Genomic DNA, 14,608 nt, shown 5'->3' on the forward strand with positions numbered 1-14,608 from the left:
GCACTAATGAGGGGAGGTCGAGCTTCCGGATTCCCGCCCTCCCCCAAAGTGAAAAATCATCGAACAATGCGGGAGCAATAGCCGAGCTTGCGTGCGCCGGCATCACCCATATGGGAGAGACGCCAAAAAATCCCGAGGAGCCGACTGGGACCGGCGAATAGAACGACAATTCCCAGTCGTCGCGCCATCCTCACGAAAAAAGAGAATAGGTTCATATCGGCGAATACGCTCGCTTCGGCGCTATTCCTGGCGCTTTCCGCCGCTGTCCGCGAGCTCATTGGAAAAATACTCTCCGGTGGTCTTGAACAAATGACAGGCGCCCTCGTCGAGGCGGTAGGTGAAGGCGATGCAGGCCTCCTCCGCACGGCACGCGCTCTCGCAGGAATCTGGTCCCTCCACGGTCTCCGTTTTATAGCCGGAGCCGGGAAAGGCCTTGGAGGGATAGCGCTCCACGGAGAGCGCGCCCGAGGGCGCGCGCGGGACGCGGATATCGTCGCGCAACGCGCTCGTCATGCGCGGATTGAGCGCGAACGCGCCGGCCGTCGCCTTCAGGCGGCAGACTCGGTTCCAGCGGTCGAAGGAATAGGCTCTGCAATTTTCTCGGCCGCGGCAGGCCGCCGCGCAGGCCGGTTGATCGAGCTTGCGCAGAGTGGCGAGCGTCGGCCCGGCGATATCGCGATTTTCGAAGCTGCGAAAGGCCGCGGGCTTTTGTGGACCGATGACGGCGGGGGGAAGCATCTCGGCCTCCTCCTGCGGCGTCGGCGCCGGCTGCGCGTCCGGCGATGGCGCGATGGCCTCCGGCAGGGCGGCGATCGTCTCTTTCGTCGGCGCTTGCGAGGGCGTCTCGGCCGCCGGCGAAGGACGGCTCGGCGCGAGCGCATCGATTTTGGCGCGCGTCAGCTGCGGATCGGAGTCGATCGCGCGCGCGATCACATAGTCCTTGTCCTGCGCGAGCAGCGCCGCGAGCGCGTCCTCGCGGGCGTGGCTCGCCGCGAGGCGGCCGAGCGCGGAGCGGCCGCGCGCATGCATCTCGAGCGCGACATCGTCGAGGCGCGCGAGCGCCGCGCGCAGCTCGGGCGGCGTGGCGTCCGAACGCTGCGCCATTTGCGCCGCGCCGAAGAGGGCCGCCAAAAGAAGAAGCGCCATGGCGAGGAGGGTCGCGCGCCGGCGCGGCGGCCGTGGCGCCGGAGCGAAGGCCGGCGTCGCGACGACGATCGGCGCCGCCGTCTCCGCTGTCTGGCGTTCGGCGCGACGTTCGGCGTCGACGAGGCGCCGCTCCAATTCCTCTATGCGCCGGCTCTCTTCGTCGAGGCGCTGCTGGAGCGCCACCGATTGCGCTTCGGCGGCGGCTTCCTGCCGTAAGCTCGCTTCGGCCGGCGGGCTTTGAGAATCGAAACGCCGGGCGCCGCGCTCCAGCCAGATCTCGAACAAGGTCGCGAGGCTGGGCTTGGGCGTCGTGATTCCGCGCCTTTCACGATCGAGCCAGGCGTCGAAATCGCGCGCGAAAGCGGCGAGCACATTTTCGATCGTCGTCTGCTCGCGCGCGGCGCGCTGCTCGAAGTGATGGCGCGCGTCGCGCAGCATCGTCGCGCATTCCTCGCGATATTGCGCTTCCTGCTCGTCCCAAGAACGTTGCTCGTCCCAAGAATGTCGCTCGTCCGATGAACGTTGCTCGTCCGATGAACGTTGCGCGTCCCATGAACGTCGCTCGTCCCATGAACGTCGCGCGTCGGGGGCGCTCGCCTCGTCCCGCGCCAAATCGTTCATAGCCCCCATCGTCGTCTCCCGTTTCGTCTCGTCGGCCGCTTCGCGAAGGTCCGATCGCGTTCGGCTTCTAATACGGATTTGTGGCGCTCGTCCAAATCATGCGCGGTCGTAGCGGCGGCGACGACGGAGTTTACCGGCGGGGCCTGAGGGCGCGGAGGATTCGGCCGTTCGCGAGACGGCGGCGTTTCGCTCATGACAATGATCCGATGATTGCGAATCGCTCGAGACTCGGCGATTCGCCGGGGCTGAAATCGACGAATGAAACGCGGCGACGAAAAACGCGCGCAAGGCTGAAAATGAAAATTCGAATCGAGAGGCGAACCGACGTCATTGGCGTCGAGGAACGTGTCTTTTTCGAGTCGGGCTCGCTCTGCGCGGACTCTCAAAAAATGGGAGCGGGTCTTTCGACAATTATCCGGATTTCTCGAAAGACGCCGCGCAGGCAGGGCGTTCAGGCGCGCAACACGGGGCGGCCGGAGCGTATGGCCGTGACGATGCGGACGACGATCTCCGGGCCGGCGCCGCGGCCGCGCGCGTCGAATTCCGTCGCCGCCTCCGGCGTCAAAATGTCGAGATAGGAGTCGGCCACGCGAAGCTTCTCGCTCATCGTCGGATCGACATAGCCGAGCGCGAAGGAGCGCGCCGGCGTGCGCCCGGCGACGACGGTCGCATGATCGTCCGTCACCAGATGGCTCGCATAGAGCGAGCCGCCGATCTCGCAGCGGCCGGCGCTCGAATTGTTGAAGACGGGGCCTTCCGCGCGCATGTCGCCGCGCACGACGACCTCGGCGCCGCCGAGCGTCACCGTGCGCGCCCGAAGATCGCCGCGCGTCAGCAAAAAGGCCGCCGATCCGTCGAAGGAATTGTCCATGAGATCGCCCTCGATCGTCATGTCTCCGTCGACGACGAGTCCCGCGATCTTGTCGCACCACATCCATTGATAGAGCTCTATGTCGCCGACATAGACGAAATCGCGCGGGCAATAGGCGATGCGGAAGGAGGAGAGATCGAAGAGACCGAGGCTGATCTCGCGATCGAAGCGCAGCCTGTCGCGCGCCTCCTCGAAAGAGAGCAATTCATAAGACCCCGTCTCGATCATTTCCGCCTCCTCAGCAATCATGCGGAGACAATGGCGGGAGCGGGGGCGTATGGCTGTGCGTTCGCGCACAGAGCTATGTCGCCTTCGTGTCTTCGTGGTTTTTCACCACAAAGACACGAAGGAAAACGGATCAGCGCTTGGACATGGGCAGATAGTCGCGCTGCTTCTCGCCCGTATAGAGCTGGCGCGGACGGCCGATCTTGGAGCCCGGATCCTCGATCATCTCTTTCCATTGCGCGATCCAGCCGACCGTGCGCGCCACAGCGAACAGCACGGTGAACATGGTCGTCGGCAGGCCCATCGCCTTCAGCGTGATGCCGGAATAGAAGTCGATGTTCGGATAGAGCTTCTTCTCGATGAAATATTCATCGTGCAGCGCGATGCGCTCGAGCTCGATCGCCACATCGAGGAGATCGTCCTTCACGCCCAGCTCGGCCAGCACCTCGCGCGTCGTGCGCTGCATGATCTTCGCGCGCGGATCGTAGTTCTTGTAGACGCGATGGCCGAAGCCCATCAGGCGGAACGGGTCGTTCTTGTCCTTGGCCTTGGCGATATAGATCGGAATGCGATCCGGCGTGCCGATCTCGGCGAGCATTTTCAGCACCGCCTCATTGGCGCCGCCATGCGCCGGACCCCACAGCGAGGCGATGCCCGCCGCCACGCAGGCGAAGGGATTGGCGCCCGACGATCCCGCGAGACGCACGGTGGAGGTGGAGGCGTTCTGCTCGTGATCGGCGTGCAGCATGAAGAAGCGGTCGAGCGCCCGCGACATCACCGGATTGACCTTATATTCCTCGCAAGGCACGGCGAAGCACATGCGCAGGAAGTTCGACGTATAGTCGAGGTCGTTCTTCGGATAGACGAAGGGCTGGCCGATCGAATATTTATAGGCCATCGCCGCGAGCGTCGGAATTTTCGCGATCATGCGCGTCGAGGCGACCATGCGCTCGACCGGATCGGCGATATTGGTCGAGTCGTGATAGAAGGCCGAGAGCGCGCCCACCGACGCCACCATCACCGCCATCGGATGCGCGTCGCGGCGGAAGCCCTGGAAGAAGCGCGCCATCTGCTCATGCACCATCGTGTGGCGCGTGATGCGATAGTCGAAATCGGCTTTCTGCGTCGCCGTCGGCAATTCGCCATAGAGCAGCAAATAGCAGGTCTCGAGAAAATCGCCGTGCTCGGCGAGCTGGTCGATCGGATAGCCGCGATAGAGCAGCACGCCCTCGTCGCCGTCGATATAGGTGATCTTCGACTCGCAGCTCGCCGTGGAGGTGAAACCCGGGTCGTAAGTGAACATGCCCGTGTCGCCGTAGAGCTTGCGAATATCGGCGACGCTGGGGCCGATCGTTCCTTCCATGATCGGAAGGCTCACGGTTTTCTCGCCGGTGTGAAAGGACGCTTCTTTTTTCGTCATGGCCCCACCTTTTCGCGTTATCCGTGCAAATTGCGGCTCCCGGCGAGGCGCCGCAGCATATTTTGCGCCACGCTCGAGCCGCGCTTCGCTCCTGCGGCTCGAGACGGGAAGCGAATTCGTCCGAACCTTCGGCGTTGTCGCGCCGACGGACCGCCGGGTCCGCCCAATCGAACGAAAGTCGCTTTAAATTCAAAACCCTCCTGCGCTAGCCGGCGGATATGCGTCGGTCGCCGCGCCGCTGTGGCTCGCGCGCGGCGGGTGAGACGCGGCGATGCGGCGCATAGGGTCGAGCGGAGAACCTGTTTGTGCGTTGCACAAACTATAGCATCCCCCGCCCGCCGTTCAAGCGAGTTGCGCGGCTTGATCGCGCAGGCGGGCGAGACTCTCCTCGCGGCCGAGAATCGCCAGCACGTCGAAAATGCCGGGCGAGGTGGTGCGCCCGGTGAGGGCGGCGCGCAGAGGCTGCGCGAGATCGCCGAGCTTCACGCCCTGCGCGACCGCCGTCTCGCGCACGACGGTCTCGGTCGCCGCCGCGCTCCACTCGCCGAGCGCGGCGAGCTTCTCGATCAGCGCGACGAGATTGGCGCGGGCGGCGGGCGACAACAGCGCCGCGGCCTTGGCGTCGAGCGCCAGCGGCCGCTCGGCGAAGAGGAAGCCGGCGCCGTCGACCAGCTCGTTCAGCGTCTTGGCGCGGGCCTTGAGGCCGGGCATGGCCGCGGCGAGCTGCGCCTTGCGCTTGTCGTCGAGCTTGGCGGCGAGCGCCGCGCCGCCCTCGAGATAGGGCAGTGTCGCGACCAGCGCCTCGACCAGCTCGGCATCGTCGCTGCTGCGCAGATAATGGCCGTTCATATTCTCGAGCTTCACGAAATCGAAGCGCGCCGGCGAGCGATGAATGCTCTCGAGATCGAAAGCCTCGATCATCTCCTGCGTCGAGAAGAACTCGCGGTCGCCCTGGCTCCAGCCGAGACGCAGCAGATAGTTGCGCAGCGCCGAAGGCAGATAGCCCATGCCGCGATAGGCGTCGACGCCGAGCGCGCCATGGCGCTTCGACAGCTTGGCGCCGTCCGGCCCATGGATGAGCGGAATATGGGCGAGCTTGGGCGCCTCCCAGCCGAGCGCCTCATAGATGTGCTTTTGCCGCGCGGCGTTGGTGAGGTGATCGTCGCCGCGGATGATCTGCGTGACGCCCATATCGTGATCGTCGACGACGACGGCGAGCATATAGGTCGGCGCGCCATCCGAGCGCAGCAGCACGAAATCGTCGATATCCTTGTTCGGAAACACCACGCGGCCCTGCACCGCGTCCTCGATCACCGTCTCGCCCTCTTGCGGCGTCTTCAGCCGAATGACCGGCGCGACGCCCGCCGGCGCCTCGCTGGGATCGCGGTCGCGCCAGCGCCCGTCATAGCGAGGCGGGCGGCCCTCGCGACGCGCGCTCTCGCGCATCTCCTCGAGCTCCTGCGCGCTGGCGTAGCAGCGATAGGCCTTGCCTTTGGCGAGCAGCTCCTCGGCGATCTCGCGATGACGCGGCGCGCGCGCGAATTGAAACACGGCGTCGCCGTCCCAATCGAGCCCGAGCCAGCGCATGCCGTCGAAAATGGCGTCGACGGCCGCCTGGGTGGAGCGCTCGCGATCGGTGTCTTCTATGCGCAGCAGAAAGCGTCCGCCATGACGCTTGGCGTAGAGCCAGCTGAACAGCGCCGTGCGCGCGCTGCCGATATGGAGGAAGCCGGTGGGCGAGGGGGCGAAGCGCGTGACGACTTGAGACATGAGCGCGGCTGACGATTCCCGAGAAATTAGAGTGGAGGCCCGTCTAGCACGCTGCGGGCCAGGGGGGAACTGCGGGGGCGGGGGGCGGAAGGGAGCCGTTCAGCCGAGAGCGAAACCCTCGTCCTCATGCTGAGGAGGCTCCGCAGGAGCCGTCTCGAAGCACGAGGGCGAGTTCCAGAACGCGGCGCGTGACGCTTCCCTCGTCCTTCGAGACGCGGCCTGCGGCCGCTCCTCAGGATGAGGAAAGCTTCGGCCGACGCTCGTGGGACTTCTAGAACCACCAGGACAGCAGCCATTGGATATAGGGCTTCGCCTTGGCGAGGCGTTCATACGTCTTGTCGTATTTTTCGATGACCTCCGGGAGGTCTTTGACCACGGCGCCGAGCTTCTCGAATTTTTCGCGCGGATTCGACAGCCAGTTCCACAGCGGCGTGACCTGCGCCGCCGCGCGCAAATGCGCGTCGGCCGCCGCTTCGCGCGCCTCGTCCGCCGAACCGAGCGGCGCCTCGCTCGCGGAGCGGATCGCCTCGCCCGTCGCGGCGAGGTCGCGCGCGAAATCTTTGTCGATGATGTCGTCGGCTTTCTCGGCGACATCGGGGATGACTGGAAAGGCCGCCAGAACCTCGGGCGGCGGCGGCTTGAAGCGCCGACGCGCCCCCTGCTTGCGATATTGCCGCAAGCTCGGAAACAGGACCGCGAGCAGCTGGTAATGGCCGTGCAAATCGACTGTGAAAGGGCCGATCTCGTCGCCCGGTGGAAGGGCGCCGTCTCTTTCTTCCAGAGAAAGGACGCGCAGCAAGTCCTTGAGCGCATCGTCGAGCGCCAGCGGCTCGCATGATCGGAAGTCCTCGGGCGTCGCCGACGCGAGGACTTGCAGTCGCTTTTTCAGACGCTCGCTGAAAGAGAAATTGCCTCCGCCCCGGAACTCGCACACATGCTCGCGAATTTTCTCGATCTCGCGGCGCATCTGCGCATAGAGTTCATTCGCGTCGAATCCTTCCGTCTTGCGCAGGTCTCGCGCGCTCGCCGCGGGCCGACGTCGCATCACGCCATGCGCGTCCGGCGCGACGTGATACCACTCGTCGCTTTCTCTCGTGATGGCGTCGAGCGTCTGCGCGCTCGGCCAGGGCGCTTCCGGCTTGACGTGGCCTTCGAAGCCGACAGCGGCGAGAATGGCTTTGACCGCATCGTCGCGCGACAGCGCGAAGATTTGCAGCCAAACGACCTGCCGATAGAGCGGCGGCGGCTCGACCGGCGCGATGATGAGAGGAACGATCTTACGGCTCCGGCCGTCGGCGTCGTCATTGTACGCGGAGGCCAGTTCGGATATGGCGTGCTTCGACTCGACATAGTCGGGCGAAAGCAGCGCGACGAGGCGCTCGGAGCGCGAGAGGCCCTCGTTCATCTCGTGAACGAAGTTGCTGCCGACAGGAATGTCGCGCCATTGCGCGAAAACGCGGAATCCGGCCTTGCGAAGCACGTCGTCGACGAAAAGGGCGAAGGCGTCGTTCTTATTGCTGTAGCTGAGAAAGAAATCGTATCGAGGTTGTTGCTCGTCTTGTCGAGAGGTCGATCGCGTATCGGGCGGCGCCATCAGCCGCGCGATTTCCTGTGCGAGCAGCGCGTTCTGCTCGGCGGGGTCTTTCACTTGTGGGGCGACGGGGAGCGTCGCGAAGAGAAGCTCGACCTCCTCGGAAAGCTCCACGCCGTCGAGGCGGCGCTGATACCAGTCGAGCCACGGCCGCCAATGTGCTTCCGCTAGGAGTTCGCGCAGGAGCCTCCAGCGCTCCTGCGCCCATGCCGGCGCGCCCTGCGGCCACAGCGGGTCGCTTGCGAGATCCACTGGCGTGCGACCTGCTTCAAGCGCTGTGACATCGGCGGAAATCGAACGCCAAATGGCGTCCGCGTCGGCGATGGCGGCGGCGGCGGCGGAAGCAGCGGCGGAAGCGGCAGCGGCGGGGGCGGCGTCGGCGTTGGCGGCAGTGGCCGCGTGGGTGGCGGCCCTGGCGGCTTTGATGGACCTGACGGCGGTGGGGGTGTTGGCGGTGACGCCGAGGACCGTGGCGGCGGCGCGGTAGGCATCGGCGCGGGTCGGACATATGCCGACGTTCCGCGCCAATGCGGTAGCCCAAAAGACCGCAGCTGCCAAACGCCCGAATTGTTGCGCCTGCGACTGTGGGGCGACCTGCTCTATCATCGGCACGACGCGGAGCGCGGCGCGCGCGGCGACTATGATGGCCTTCTGCTTTTGTTGATCCGGCGGCAATGTGTCGAGCCATCGCTCCAGGCTCTCGCGATCATAAATCCTCGGCCGGTCGTGGCCGCCATGCAATTCCACCATGAAAAGTCTCCGCCTCCGGCGAGAATGCGGATGCTTCTATGAAAACGCAAGGCCGCGATCAGCCTATCCGCAACCCATCTCCGAGCGCTCTCTCTCGAATTGCATAGCAGCGCGGAATCGCCGTCGTGCGATCAATGGAGGCTCGCCGCCGAGCGCGGAGAGGCGGCGTAAAGCCTGTGGCGCTTGGCATCTCTGCAATGAAAGCGCGCCCCACCTCCCCCTGAAGGGGAGGGTGAAGCGCCCCCTTGACAAAAGCCGGAAAATATTCCTATCATCCGTCACCCTCGTCGAATGGCAAGGGCGTCGTCCGGGCAGGGGCGGGGCCGGCGAGGGGGCGGTTTCGAGAGAGGCGGGGCGGCTACCCTCGTTCGCGCGCTCGACGCCACGCCGCCGGTCCGGCTTCTCCTTCGTGCGGAGGCGTTCGGAGACGAACGCGAAAGCTGGCCGAATATCCGAGGTTCGCGCGGGGATAGACTACCCGAGAGGGGAAAACAACCCTGGGCCCGGAGGCGGCGCAGAGCAGAGGCAGACCGCGTCCGGGATCCTGGGCTTTCCGAATGCGCTTCTTTTACGAATGCCGTGGCCGAGGGAGGCCCCGGCGTCCCGGACGACCTTGTCCAACCCGCTCGCGCAGCGCGCGCGGGCGCATGCGCGCGGCTCCATGACACTGACACGCGGCTTGCGCGCGGGCTCACGCGCGAAAGCGCGCGGCCTCGAAGGCGCGCGCTCGGATTGCTCGCTCGGGCCGCGTAACGTTTGACGCCTCGCCTGCGAACATCAGCTCGGGAGCCGCTCCGATGCGTCGGCGCCCTCGAGACTGAAACCCGAAAGGATCACCCATGTCGATACGTTTCACCGCCGCGCTTTTTTCCGCCGCTCTGTTCGCTACGCCGCTTTTCGCCGCCGAGAAACATGCTTTCACGCCCCAGGCCTTCGAGGCGGCGCAGACGGCGGGTCAGCCGATCCTCGTCGAGATTCATGCGCCCTGGTGCCCCACCTGCAAGGCGCAGCAGCCGATCCTCGAGAAGCTCGAGAGCGACGGCAAATTCGGAACGCTGCAAGTGTTCCATGTCGATTTCGACAGTCAGAAGGACGCCGTGCGGAATTTCCATGCGACGACGCAGAGCACGCTCATCGTGTTCAAGGGCAAGAGCGAGACCGGCCGCTCGGCCGGCGACACCAATGCGGCTTCGATCGGGGCTCTGCTCGACAAGGCGCTCTGATGGGGGCGGATTTCGCCGGAGCGGGGCTCGCCTTTTTGGCGGGCCTCTTCTCCATTCTCTCGCCCTGTGTGCTGCCGCTGCTGCCGATCATTCTCGGCGCCGCGGCCTCCGAGCACAAAATGGGGCCGGCGGCGCTCGCTGTCGGCGTCGCCTCCTCCTTCGTCGCCATCGGGCTGTTCCTGGCGTTGATCGGTTTCGGGGCGGGGATAGACGGCGCGGCGCTGCGCTTCGGCGCCGCGCTGCTGATGATCGCGCTCGGCGTGCTGCTGGCGGCGCCGGCGCTGCAAGTGCGGCTCGCCGCCGCCGGCGGTCCGGTGGCCGATTGGATCGAGCGCCGCTTCGCCGGCCTCCCGACTCATGGGCTGCGCGGCCAATTGGGGCTCGGACTGCTGCTCGGCGCGGTGTGGAGTCCCTGCGCCGGTCCGACGCTCGGCGCCGCCTCGCTGCTCGCCGCGCAGGGCCAGAATCTCGGCCAGGTCGGGCTGGTGATGGGCGCTTTCGGGCTCGGCGCCGGCCTGCCGCTGGTCGCGCTCGGCGCCGCCTCGCGGAGCCTTTCGACGCGGCTGCGGCATTCGCTGCTGGTCGGGGGCAAATGGGGCAAGGGCGTGCTCGGCGCGGCGCTGGCCTCGGTCGGCCTGCTGATCGCGACCGGGCTCGACAAGCCGTTCGAGGCGGCGCTCGTCGCCGCTTCGCCCGAATGGCTGACCAATCTGACGACGCGCTTTTGACGCTGCGGCCGTCGGGACGCTCGCGCCTTCGCCGGCTTAGGGTATAGCATGGGCTCGACTTTGTTCGAGCGAGGCCCTTTTGACTTGGAGCGCGAAAGCCGTCGCCGGCGCGGCCGATCGGGCGAGGGGCGTCTTTCGCCCCGCCTTTTCGGCCGCTGTCGCGTCTCTTTCCGCCGCCGCCCGCGCCGCGCTGGAGGAAGAGATCGCGCTGCGGCGGCCCTTCCTCTGGCTGCCGGTCGCGGCGGGCTCCGGCGTCGTCCTCTATTTCGCGGCGGATCGCGAGCCCTCCTTCGCTTTTTCGGCCGCGGGCCTCGCCATCTTCGCGGCGCTCGCCTTCGTCCTCCGGGCGCATCGCGCCGGCGTGGTTATTCTCGTCCTCTCCTGCGTCTGCGGCGGCTTCTTCGCCGCGGTCTGGCGCGCCGCGCGCGTCGATGCGCCGATCGTCCCGCGCGCCGGCGTCGGATTTCTGACCGGCTTCGTCGAGGAGCTCGATCTGCGTCCCAATGGCGCGCGCTTCATCCTTCGCCTCGCCAGCGCCGAAGGCTTGCCGAATGACGCCGCTCCGCTCCGCGTGCGGTTGACGACGCGAGGCGAGGCGAAATTCGCGGCCGGCGATTTCATCGCCCTCAAGGCGCGCGTTCTGCCGCCGGCCCATGCGGCTCTGCCCGGCGGCTACGACTTTTCGCGCGACGCCTATTTCGCAGGGCTCGGCGGGGTCGGCAATGCGCTCGGCCGCATCGACATCCTGCCGCCGCCCGACCCTGCGCCTTGGTCGCTGCGATTTTTCGCCGCCGTCGATCGGCTCCGCAATGCTCTCGCGACGCGCGTCGCGCGCGCGCTCGGCGGCGACACGGGCGCGATCGCCGCCGCAATGGTGACGGGCAAGCGCGATTTTCTGAGCGAGGAGGCCAAGGAGCTGATCCGCCGCGCCGGCATTTTCCATATCATCACCATATCCGGCGTGCAGATGACGCTGGTCGCCGGCATTTTTTTCGTCGGCTTTCGTCGTATGCTGGCGCTGTCGCGAACGCTGGCGCTGAACTATCCGATAAAGAAATGGGCGGCGGGCCTCGCGATTCTCGGGGCGATCCTCTATGATATCGGCACGGGCTCGCGCGTCGGCACGGAGCGCGCGCTCATCATGACGACGATCATGCTCGTCGCAGTCCTCTTCGACAGGCCGTCGCTGTCGATGCGCAATCTCGCCTTCGCGGTTTTCTTCATCGTCGCCTTCCAGCCGGAGGCGCTGCTCGGCGCGAGCTTTCAGCTCTCCTTCGCCGCAGTGGCGGCGCTCGTCGCCGTCTATGAGGCGCGCGGCGCGCTGATCGAGCGGCGCCGCGAGCCGCCGGCCTTCGGCCGAACGCCGTCACGCTTCGCGAGATGGCGAGAGAGCGCAGGCGAGCTGCTGCTGCGCGGGCCGGCTGCGCCGATCTTCGCGACGCTCTGCGCCACATCGGCGACGGCCTCCTTCATGGCGGGGGACTTCCACGAATTGAGCCCCTATGTGCTGATCGGCAATCCGCTGACATTGGCCATCATCGAATTCTTCGCCGTGCCGGGCGCGCTGCTCGGCGCCTTTCTCTATCCTTTCGGGCTCGACGGCCCGGTCTGGCGCTATGTCGGCTTCGGCATCGATCTGGTGACGGCGATCGCGCGACTCATCGCCGCCGCGCCGGGCTCGAGCCTGCCGGTCAAGAGCTTCGCGCCCTTTGCGATTTGCTTCCTCTCGCTCGCAGTTCTGTCGCTCGTTCTGTGGCGGACTTGGATGTTCCGGGCGATGGCCGCGCCCTTCGCTGCGCTCGGTCTTTTCGGCGCGGCGAGCGGAGATGGTTTCGATCTCGCCGTCGCCCCCGGCGGTGACGCCGCCGCTCTGCGGCTGCCGAGCGGGGAGCTCGCTCTGCTCGGTCGCGGGAAGCTCTCCTTCGTCGGCGAGCAATGGCTGCGAGCCGACGCCGACTCGCGCGCGCCGGCGGACGCCCGCGGCGGCGTCTTGTGCGACGATCTCGGCTGCGTGGCGAAAGCTGTCGACGGCCGCTCCGTCGCGCTGGTGACGGATCGCAAGGCGCTGATCGAGGATTGCGCCCGCGCGGCCATCGTCATCGCGCCCTTCTATGCGCCCACCGGCTGTGGCGCGCCGATCCTGCTCGATCGCCGCAAGCTCGCCGAAACGGGCGCGGCGACATTGCGCTTTACCGGCGACGCTGTGGAATGGCGCGTGGCGCGCAGCCCGAACGAGGACCGGCCCTGGTCGCGCGCGCCGAAGCGGCGGACGGCGCCGACGGCCGCCCCCGAGAAAGAGGCGGAGGAGGAGAGGCTCGACTGACGCCGGCGCGTCAGTCCTGCGGGCGCGAGGTCTGGCTGCGGTGCTCGCCGACCGGCCGTGCGGCGCGACGCTCCACGGCGCCGCGCGCGTGCCTGCTGGCGCGCTCCAGCGCGGCGAGCCGACGGCGGATCGGCTCGTCGAGATCGGGCGAACGCGCGAGCGGGCGGAAGTCGTTCTTCGAATAGGGATAGCGGCTGGCGCCGTGGAAGATCTCGACGCCACGCGTCGTCATCACCGCGTCGCCGCGCCGCAGCGTCGGGTCGAGATAGATCGCCTCGATGGAGCTCTCATTGGATTGGCCCCCGTTGGATTGGCCGGCGTGGCAGGAGCACTCCTTGTCTTTCTCTCCTTCGCCCTTGCGCTGGAGCGACGCCATCAGCCGCGAATAGCTGCCGCCGCCGCGCGCCGCCACCGCATCCTCGATCTTGTCGGAGCCCCCGCGCATGACATAGAGCGTCGTCCGCGCGCCGGGGCACAGGCGTCCGCAGGCGCGCTGATGGCTCGCCGTGTCGCTCGCGCTCGAATAGAGGCCGACGGGGAAGAAATAGCCGTCGCACTCGCGCACGCAATAAGAACGTCCGCCGCCCGCCGTCTCGGTATAGACCGCGCGCTCGGGCTCGCCGTCATGGGCGGCGCGCCGATGCGAATGCGGCTGCGGCTCGGCTCGCCGCTCCTGCGGGGCGTATTGGCGCCGGGCGTGGGCGCGAGCATGGCGGCGATGGCTCGGATAATAGCCGCCTGCGCCGCCATAGTCCGAATAGCCGCCGCCCCCGCCGCCGAACAATTGCTGGAAGAAGTCCTGGGCGAATGCGGAATGTGGCTCGAGCGCCGCGATGAGAAAGACCAGGATCAGGCCGCTGAGGACGGCGAGGCGACGACGGGGCGATATTCCCCGATCGCCGCTTTTAGGCGATGACATGACGCGGCACCCGTTTTGACGCAACTCCCCCTTAAATGGAGCGTGATCGCGAGAGACAAGTCGGCTGTCTCAGGCCTCTTGCGCGGCGCGGCGCGCGGCGGCGACAAGGGCGGCGATCAGCGCCTCGGTGCGGAACGGCTTTTCGACGATCGGACGCGCGGCATGCGCCGCGGGCAGGGCGAAGCGGCCATAGCCGGTCGCGAAGACGAAAGGTATCCCCAGCGCGGCGAGGCGATCGGCGACCGGCTCCACGCTCTCGGCGCCGATCGCCAAATCCAGCAGCGCGACGTCGAATTGCGCGACGGCGACATGTCGCAAAGCGATGGCGACGGTCTGGGCCGAGGCCACGACGAGGAAGCCGTGCTCGGCGAGCGTCTCCTCGAGCGCGAGCGCGATCAGCGGCTCGTCCTCGACGACGAGCACGCGCCGCCCGGCCGGCGCCCCCGCGCGGCATTGTTCCATCGCCCCCATGCAAGCGCCCCCACGCTCGCGATCGTGGGATCGATTCCGGCGCCTGTCCAGAGCGGAATAGTCTCATCTGCCGCCGCGGCGGCGAAGCTGCTATTTGGCGCGTAGCGCGGCGAGCGCCCAGATCGCCAGAGCCAGCCAGCTCGCTATGGTCAGCGAGCCGCCGATCGGCGCCGCATAGGGGAACAGCCGATCGCCGGCGAAGGTCCGGGTGACGAGGTCGCCGGAAAAGAGCGCGACGCCGGCGAGCAGAGCGAAGCTCACGCCGGTGAGCCAGCGCGAGAGCGGCGGCCGCGCCGCGAGCAGAGCGCCGAGCCCGAGCGCCGCCGCGGCGTGGATCAACAGGAAGCGGCTCGCCGTGTCGAGGTTCGCGGCGCTCGAAATATGCGCCGCCGCGGCGGAAAGCGTGACGCCGGCCGCGCCTTCGAGCGCGGCGAGAAAGACGATGAGAAGGTTCGAGCGCTGCATCAATTTCTCTTGGTAAGTCAAAGCAGAATAAGGTAAATTCTGCTCATGTTGATGTTCTAGATGAGGTCGTAGGCCGTCAGCGTTC

The 14,608-nt window shown here is 66.9% G+C and carries 11 protein-coding genes; 3 read left to right on the forward strand and 8 right to left on the reverse strand.

What is annotated here, in order from left to right; translation table 11 throughout:
* Positions 1-240 precede the first annotated feature (240 nt).
* The 5 genes from IY145_RS19120 to IY145_RS19140 all read right to left on the reverse strand — a co-directional run bounded on the left by IY145_RS19120 (position 241) and on the right by IY145_RS19140 (position 8,394).
* On the reverse strand, positions 241-1,767 hold the full coding sequence (locus tag IY145_RS19120) for a PAN domain-containing protein (RefSeq protein WP_196409659.1): 1,527 nt from the start codon (positions 1,765-1,767) through the stop codon (positions 241-243).
* 451 nt (positions 1,768-2,218) lie between these two features.
* Positions 2,219-2,866, reverse strand: a complete 648-nt coding sequence (locus IY145_RS19125; RefSeq protein ID WP_196409660.1) for a hypothetical protein — start codon at positions 2,864-2,866, stop codon at positions 2,219-2,221.
* 130 nt (positions 2,867-2,996) lie between these two features.
* Positions 2,997-4,283, reverse strand: coding sequence for a citrate synthase (gltA, locus tag IY145_RS19130; RefSeq protein ID WP_108917962.1), 1,287 nt, complete (start codon positions 4,281-4,283; stop codon positions 2,997-2,999).
* Positions 4,284-4,625: 342 nt separating this feature from the next.
* On the reverse strand, positions 4,626-6,053 hold the full coding sequence (gene gltX / locus IY145_RS19135) for a glutamate--tRNA ligase (RefSeq protein ID WP_196409661.1): 1,428 nt from the start codon (positions 6,051-6,053) through the stop codon (positions 4,626-4,628).
* A gap of 271 nt (positions 6,054-6,324) precedes the next feature.
* Positions 6,325-8,394, reverse strand: coding sequence for a toll/interleukin-1 receptor domain-containing protein (locus IY145_RS19140; protein ID WP_196409662.1), 2,070 nt, complete (start codon positions 8,392-8,394; stop codon positions 6,325-6,327).
* An 839-nt stretch (positions 8,395-9,233) separates the two neighbouring features.
* Between IY145_RS19140 and IY145_RS19145 the strand changes: the two genes are divergently transcribed.
* The 3 genes from IY145_RS19145 to IY145_RS19155 all read left to right on the forward strand — a co-directional run bounded on the left by IY145_RS19145 (position 9,234) and on the right by IY145_RS19155 (position 12,668).
* Positions 9,234-9,617 carry a thioredoxin family protein gene (locus IY145_RS19145; RefSeq protein ID WP_196409663.1) on the forward strand — a complete coding sequence of 128 codons (384 nt, stop codon included), beginning with the start codon at positions 9,234-9,236 and terminating at the stop codon, positions 9,615-9,617.
* Complete coding sequence (locus IY145_RS19150) at positions 9,617-10,345, forward strand: cytochrome c biogenesis CcdA family protein (RefSeq protein WP_196409664.1); 729 nt, start codon at positions 9,617-9,619, stop codon at positions 10,343-10,345. Before IY145_RS19145 ends, IY145_RS19150 begins: the two co-directional genes overlap by 1 nt.
* Before the next feature lie 79 nt (positions 10,346-10,424).
* Positions 10,425-12,668 (forward strand): ComEC/Rec2 family competence protein, encoded by a 2,244-nt coding sequence (locus tag IY145_RS19155; RefSeq protein WP_196409665.1) that lies wholly within the window; start codon positions 10,425-10,427, stop codon positions 12,666-12,668.
* A gap of 10 nt (positions 12,669-12,678) precedes the next feature.
* Here the strand turns inward: IY145_RS19155 and IY145_RS19160 are convergent, their stop codons facing one another.
* The 3 genes from IY145_RS19160 to IY145_RS19170 all read right to left on the reverse strand — a co-directional run bounded on the left by IY145_RS19160 (position 12,679) and on the right by IY145_RS19170 (position 14,523).
* Entirely contained in the window at positions 12,679-13,587 is a 909-nt protein-coding gene (locus tag IY145_RS19160) for a DUF2865 domain-containing protein (RefSeq protein WP_196409666.1), read from the reverse strand.
* Positions 13,588-13,656: 69 nt separating this feature from the next.
* On the reverse strand, positions 13,657-14,058 hold the full coding sequence (locus IY145_RS19165) for a response regulator (RefSeq protein ID WP_246722104.1): 402 nt from the start codon (positions 14,056-14,058) through the stop codon (positions 13,657-13,659).
* 90 nt (positions 14,059-14,148) lie between these two features.
* On the reverse strand, positions 14,149-14,523 hold the full coding sequence (locus IY145_RS19170) for a DUF423 domain-containing protein (RefSeq protein ID WP_196409667.1): 375 nt from the start codon (positions 14,521-14,523) through the stop codon (positions 14,149-14,151).
* Positions 14,524-14,608 lie beyond the last annotated feature (85 nt).

Origin of the sequence: Methylosinus sp. H3A (genome assembly GCF_015709455.1) — a bacterium.
Classification (GTDB): domain Bacteria; phylum Pseudomonadota; class Alphaproteobacteria; order Rhizobiales; family Beijerinckiaceae; genus Methylosinus.

Bases quoted from the DNA above. Each gene is read 5' to 3' on its own strand.
- IY145_RS19120 (WP_196409659.1), bottom strand. From the start codon at position 1,767: ATGAACGATTTGGCGCGGGACGAGGCGAGCGCCCCCGACGCGCGACGT.
- IY145_RS19125 (WP_196409660.1), bottom strand. From the start codon at position 2,866: ATGATCGAGACGGGGTCTTATGAATTGCTCTCTTTCGAGGAGGCGCGC.
- gltA (WP_108917962.1), bottom strand. From the start codon at position 4,283: ATGACGAAAAAAGAAGCGTCCTTTCACACCGGCGAGAAAACCGTGAGC.
- gltX (WP_196409661.1), bottom strand. From the start codon at position 6,053: ATGTCTCAAGTCGTCACGCGCTTCGCCCCCTCGCCCACCGGCTTCCTC.
- IY145_RS19140 (WP_196409662.1), bottom strand. From the start codon at position 8,394: ATGGTGGAATTGCATGGCGGCCACGACCGGCCGAGGATTTATGATCGC.
- IY145_RS19145 (WP_196409663.1), top strand. From the start codon at position 9,234: ATGTCGATACGTTTCACCGCCGCGCTTTTTTCCGCCGCTCTGTTCGCT.
- IY145_RS19150 (WP_196409664.1), top strand. From the start codon at position 9,617: ATGGGGGCGGATTTCGCCGGAGCGGGGCTCGCCTTTTTGGCGGGCCTC.
- IY145_RS19160 (WP_196409666.1), bottom strand. From the start codon at position 13,587: ATGTCATCGCCTAAAAGCGGCGATCGGGGAATATCGCCCCGTCGTCGC.
- IY145_RS19165 (WP_246722104.1), bottom strand. From the start codon at position 14,058: ATGGGGGCGATGGAACAATGCCGCGCGGGGGCGCCGGCCGGGCGGCGC.
- IY145_RS19170 (WP_196409667.1), bottom strand. From the start codon at position 14,523: ATGCAGCGCTCGAACCTTCTCATCGTCTTTCTCGCCGCGCTCGAAGGC.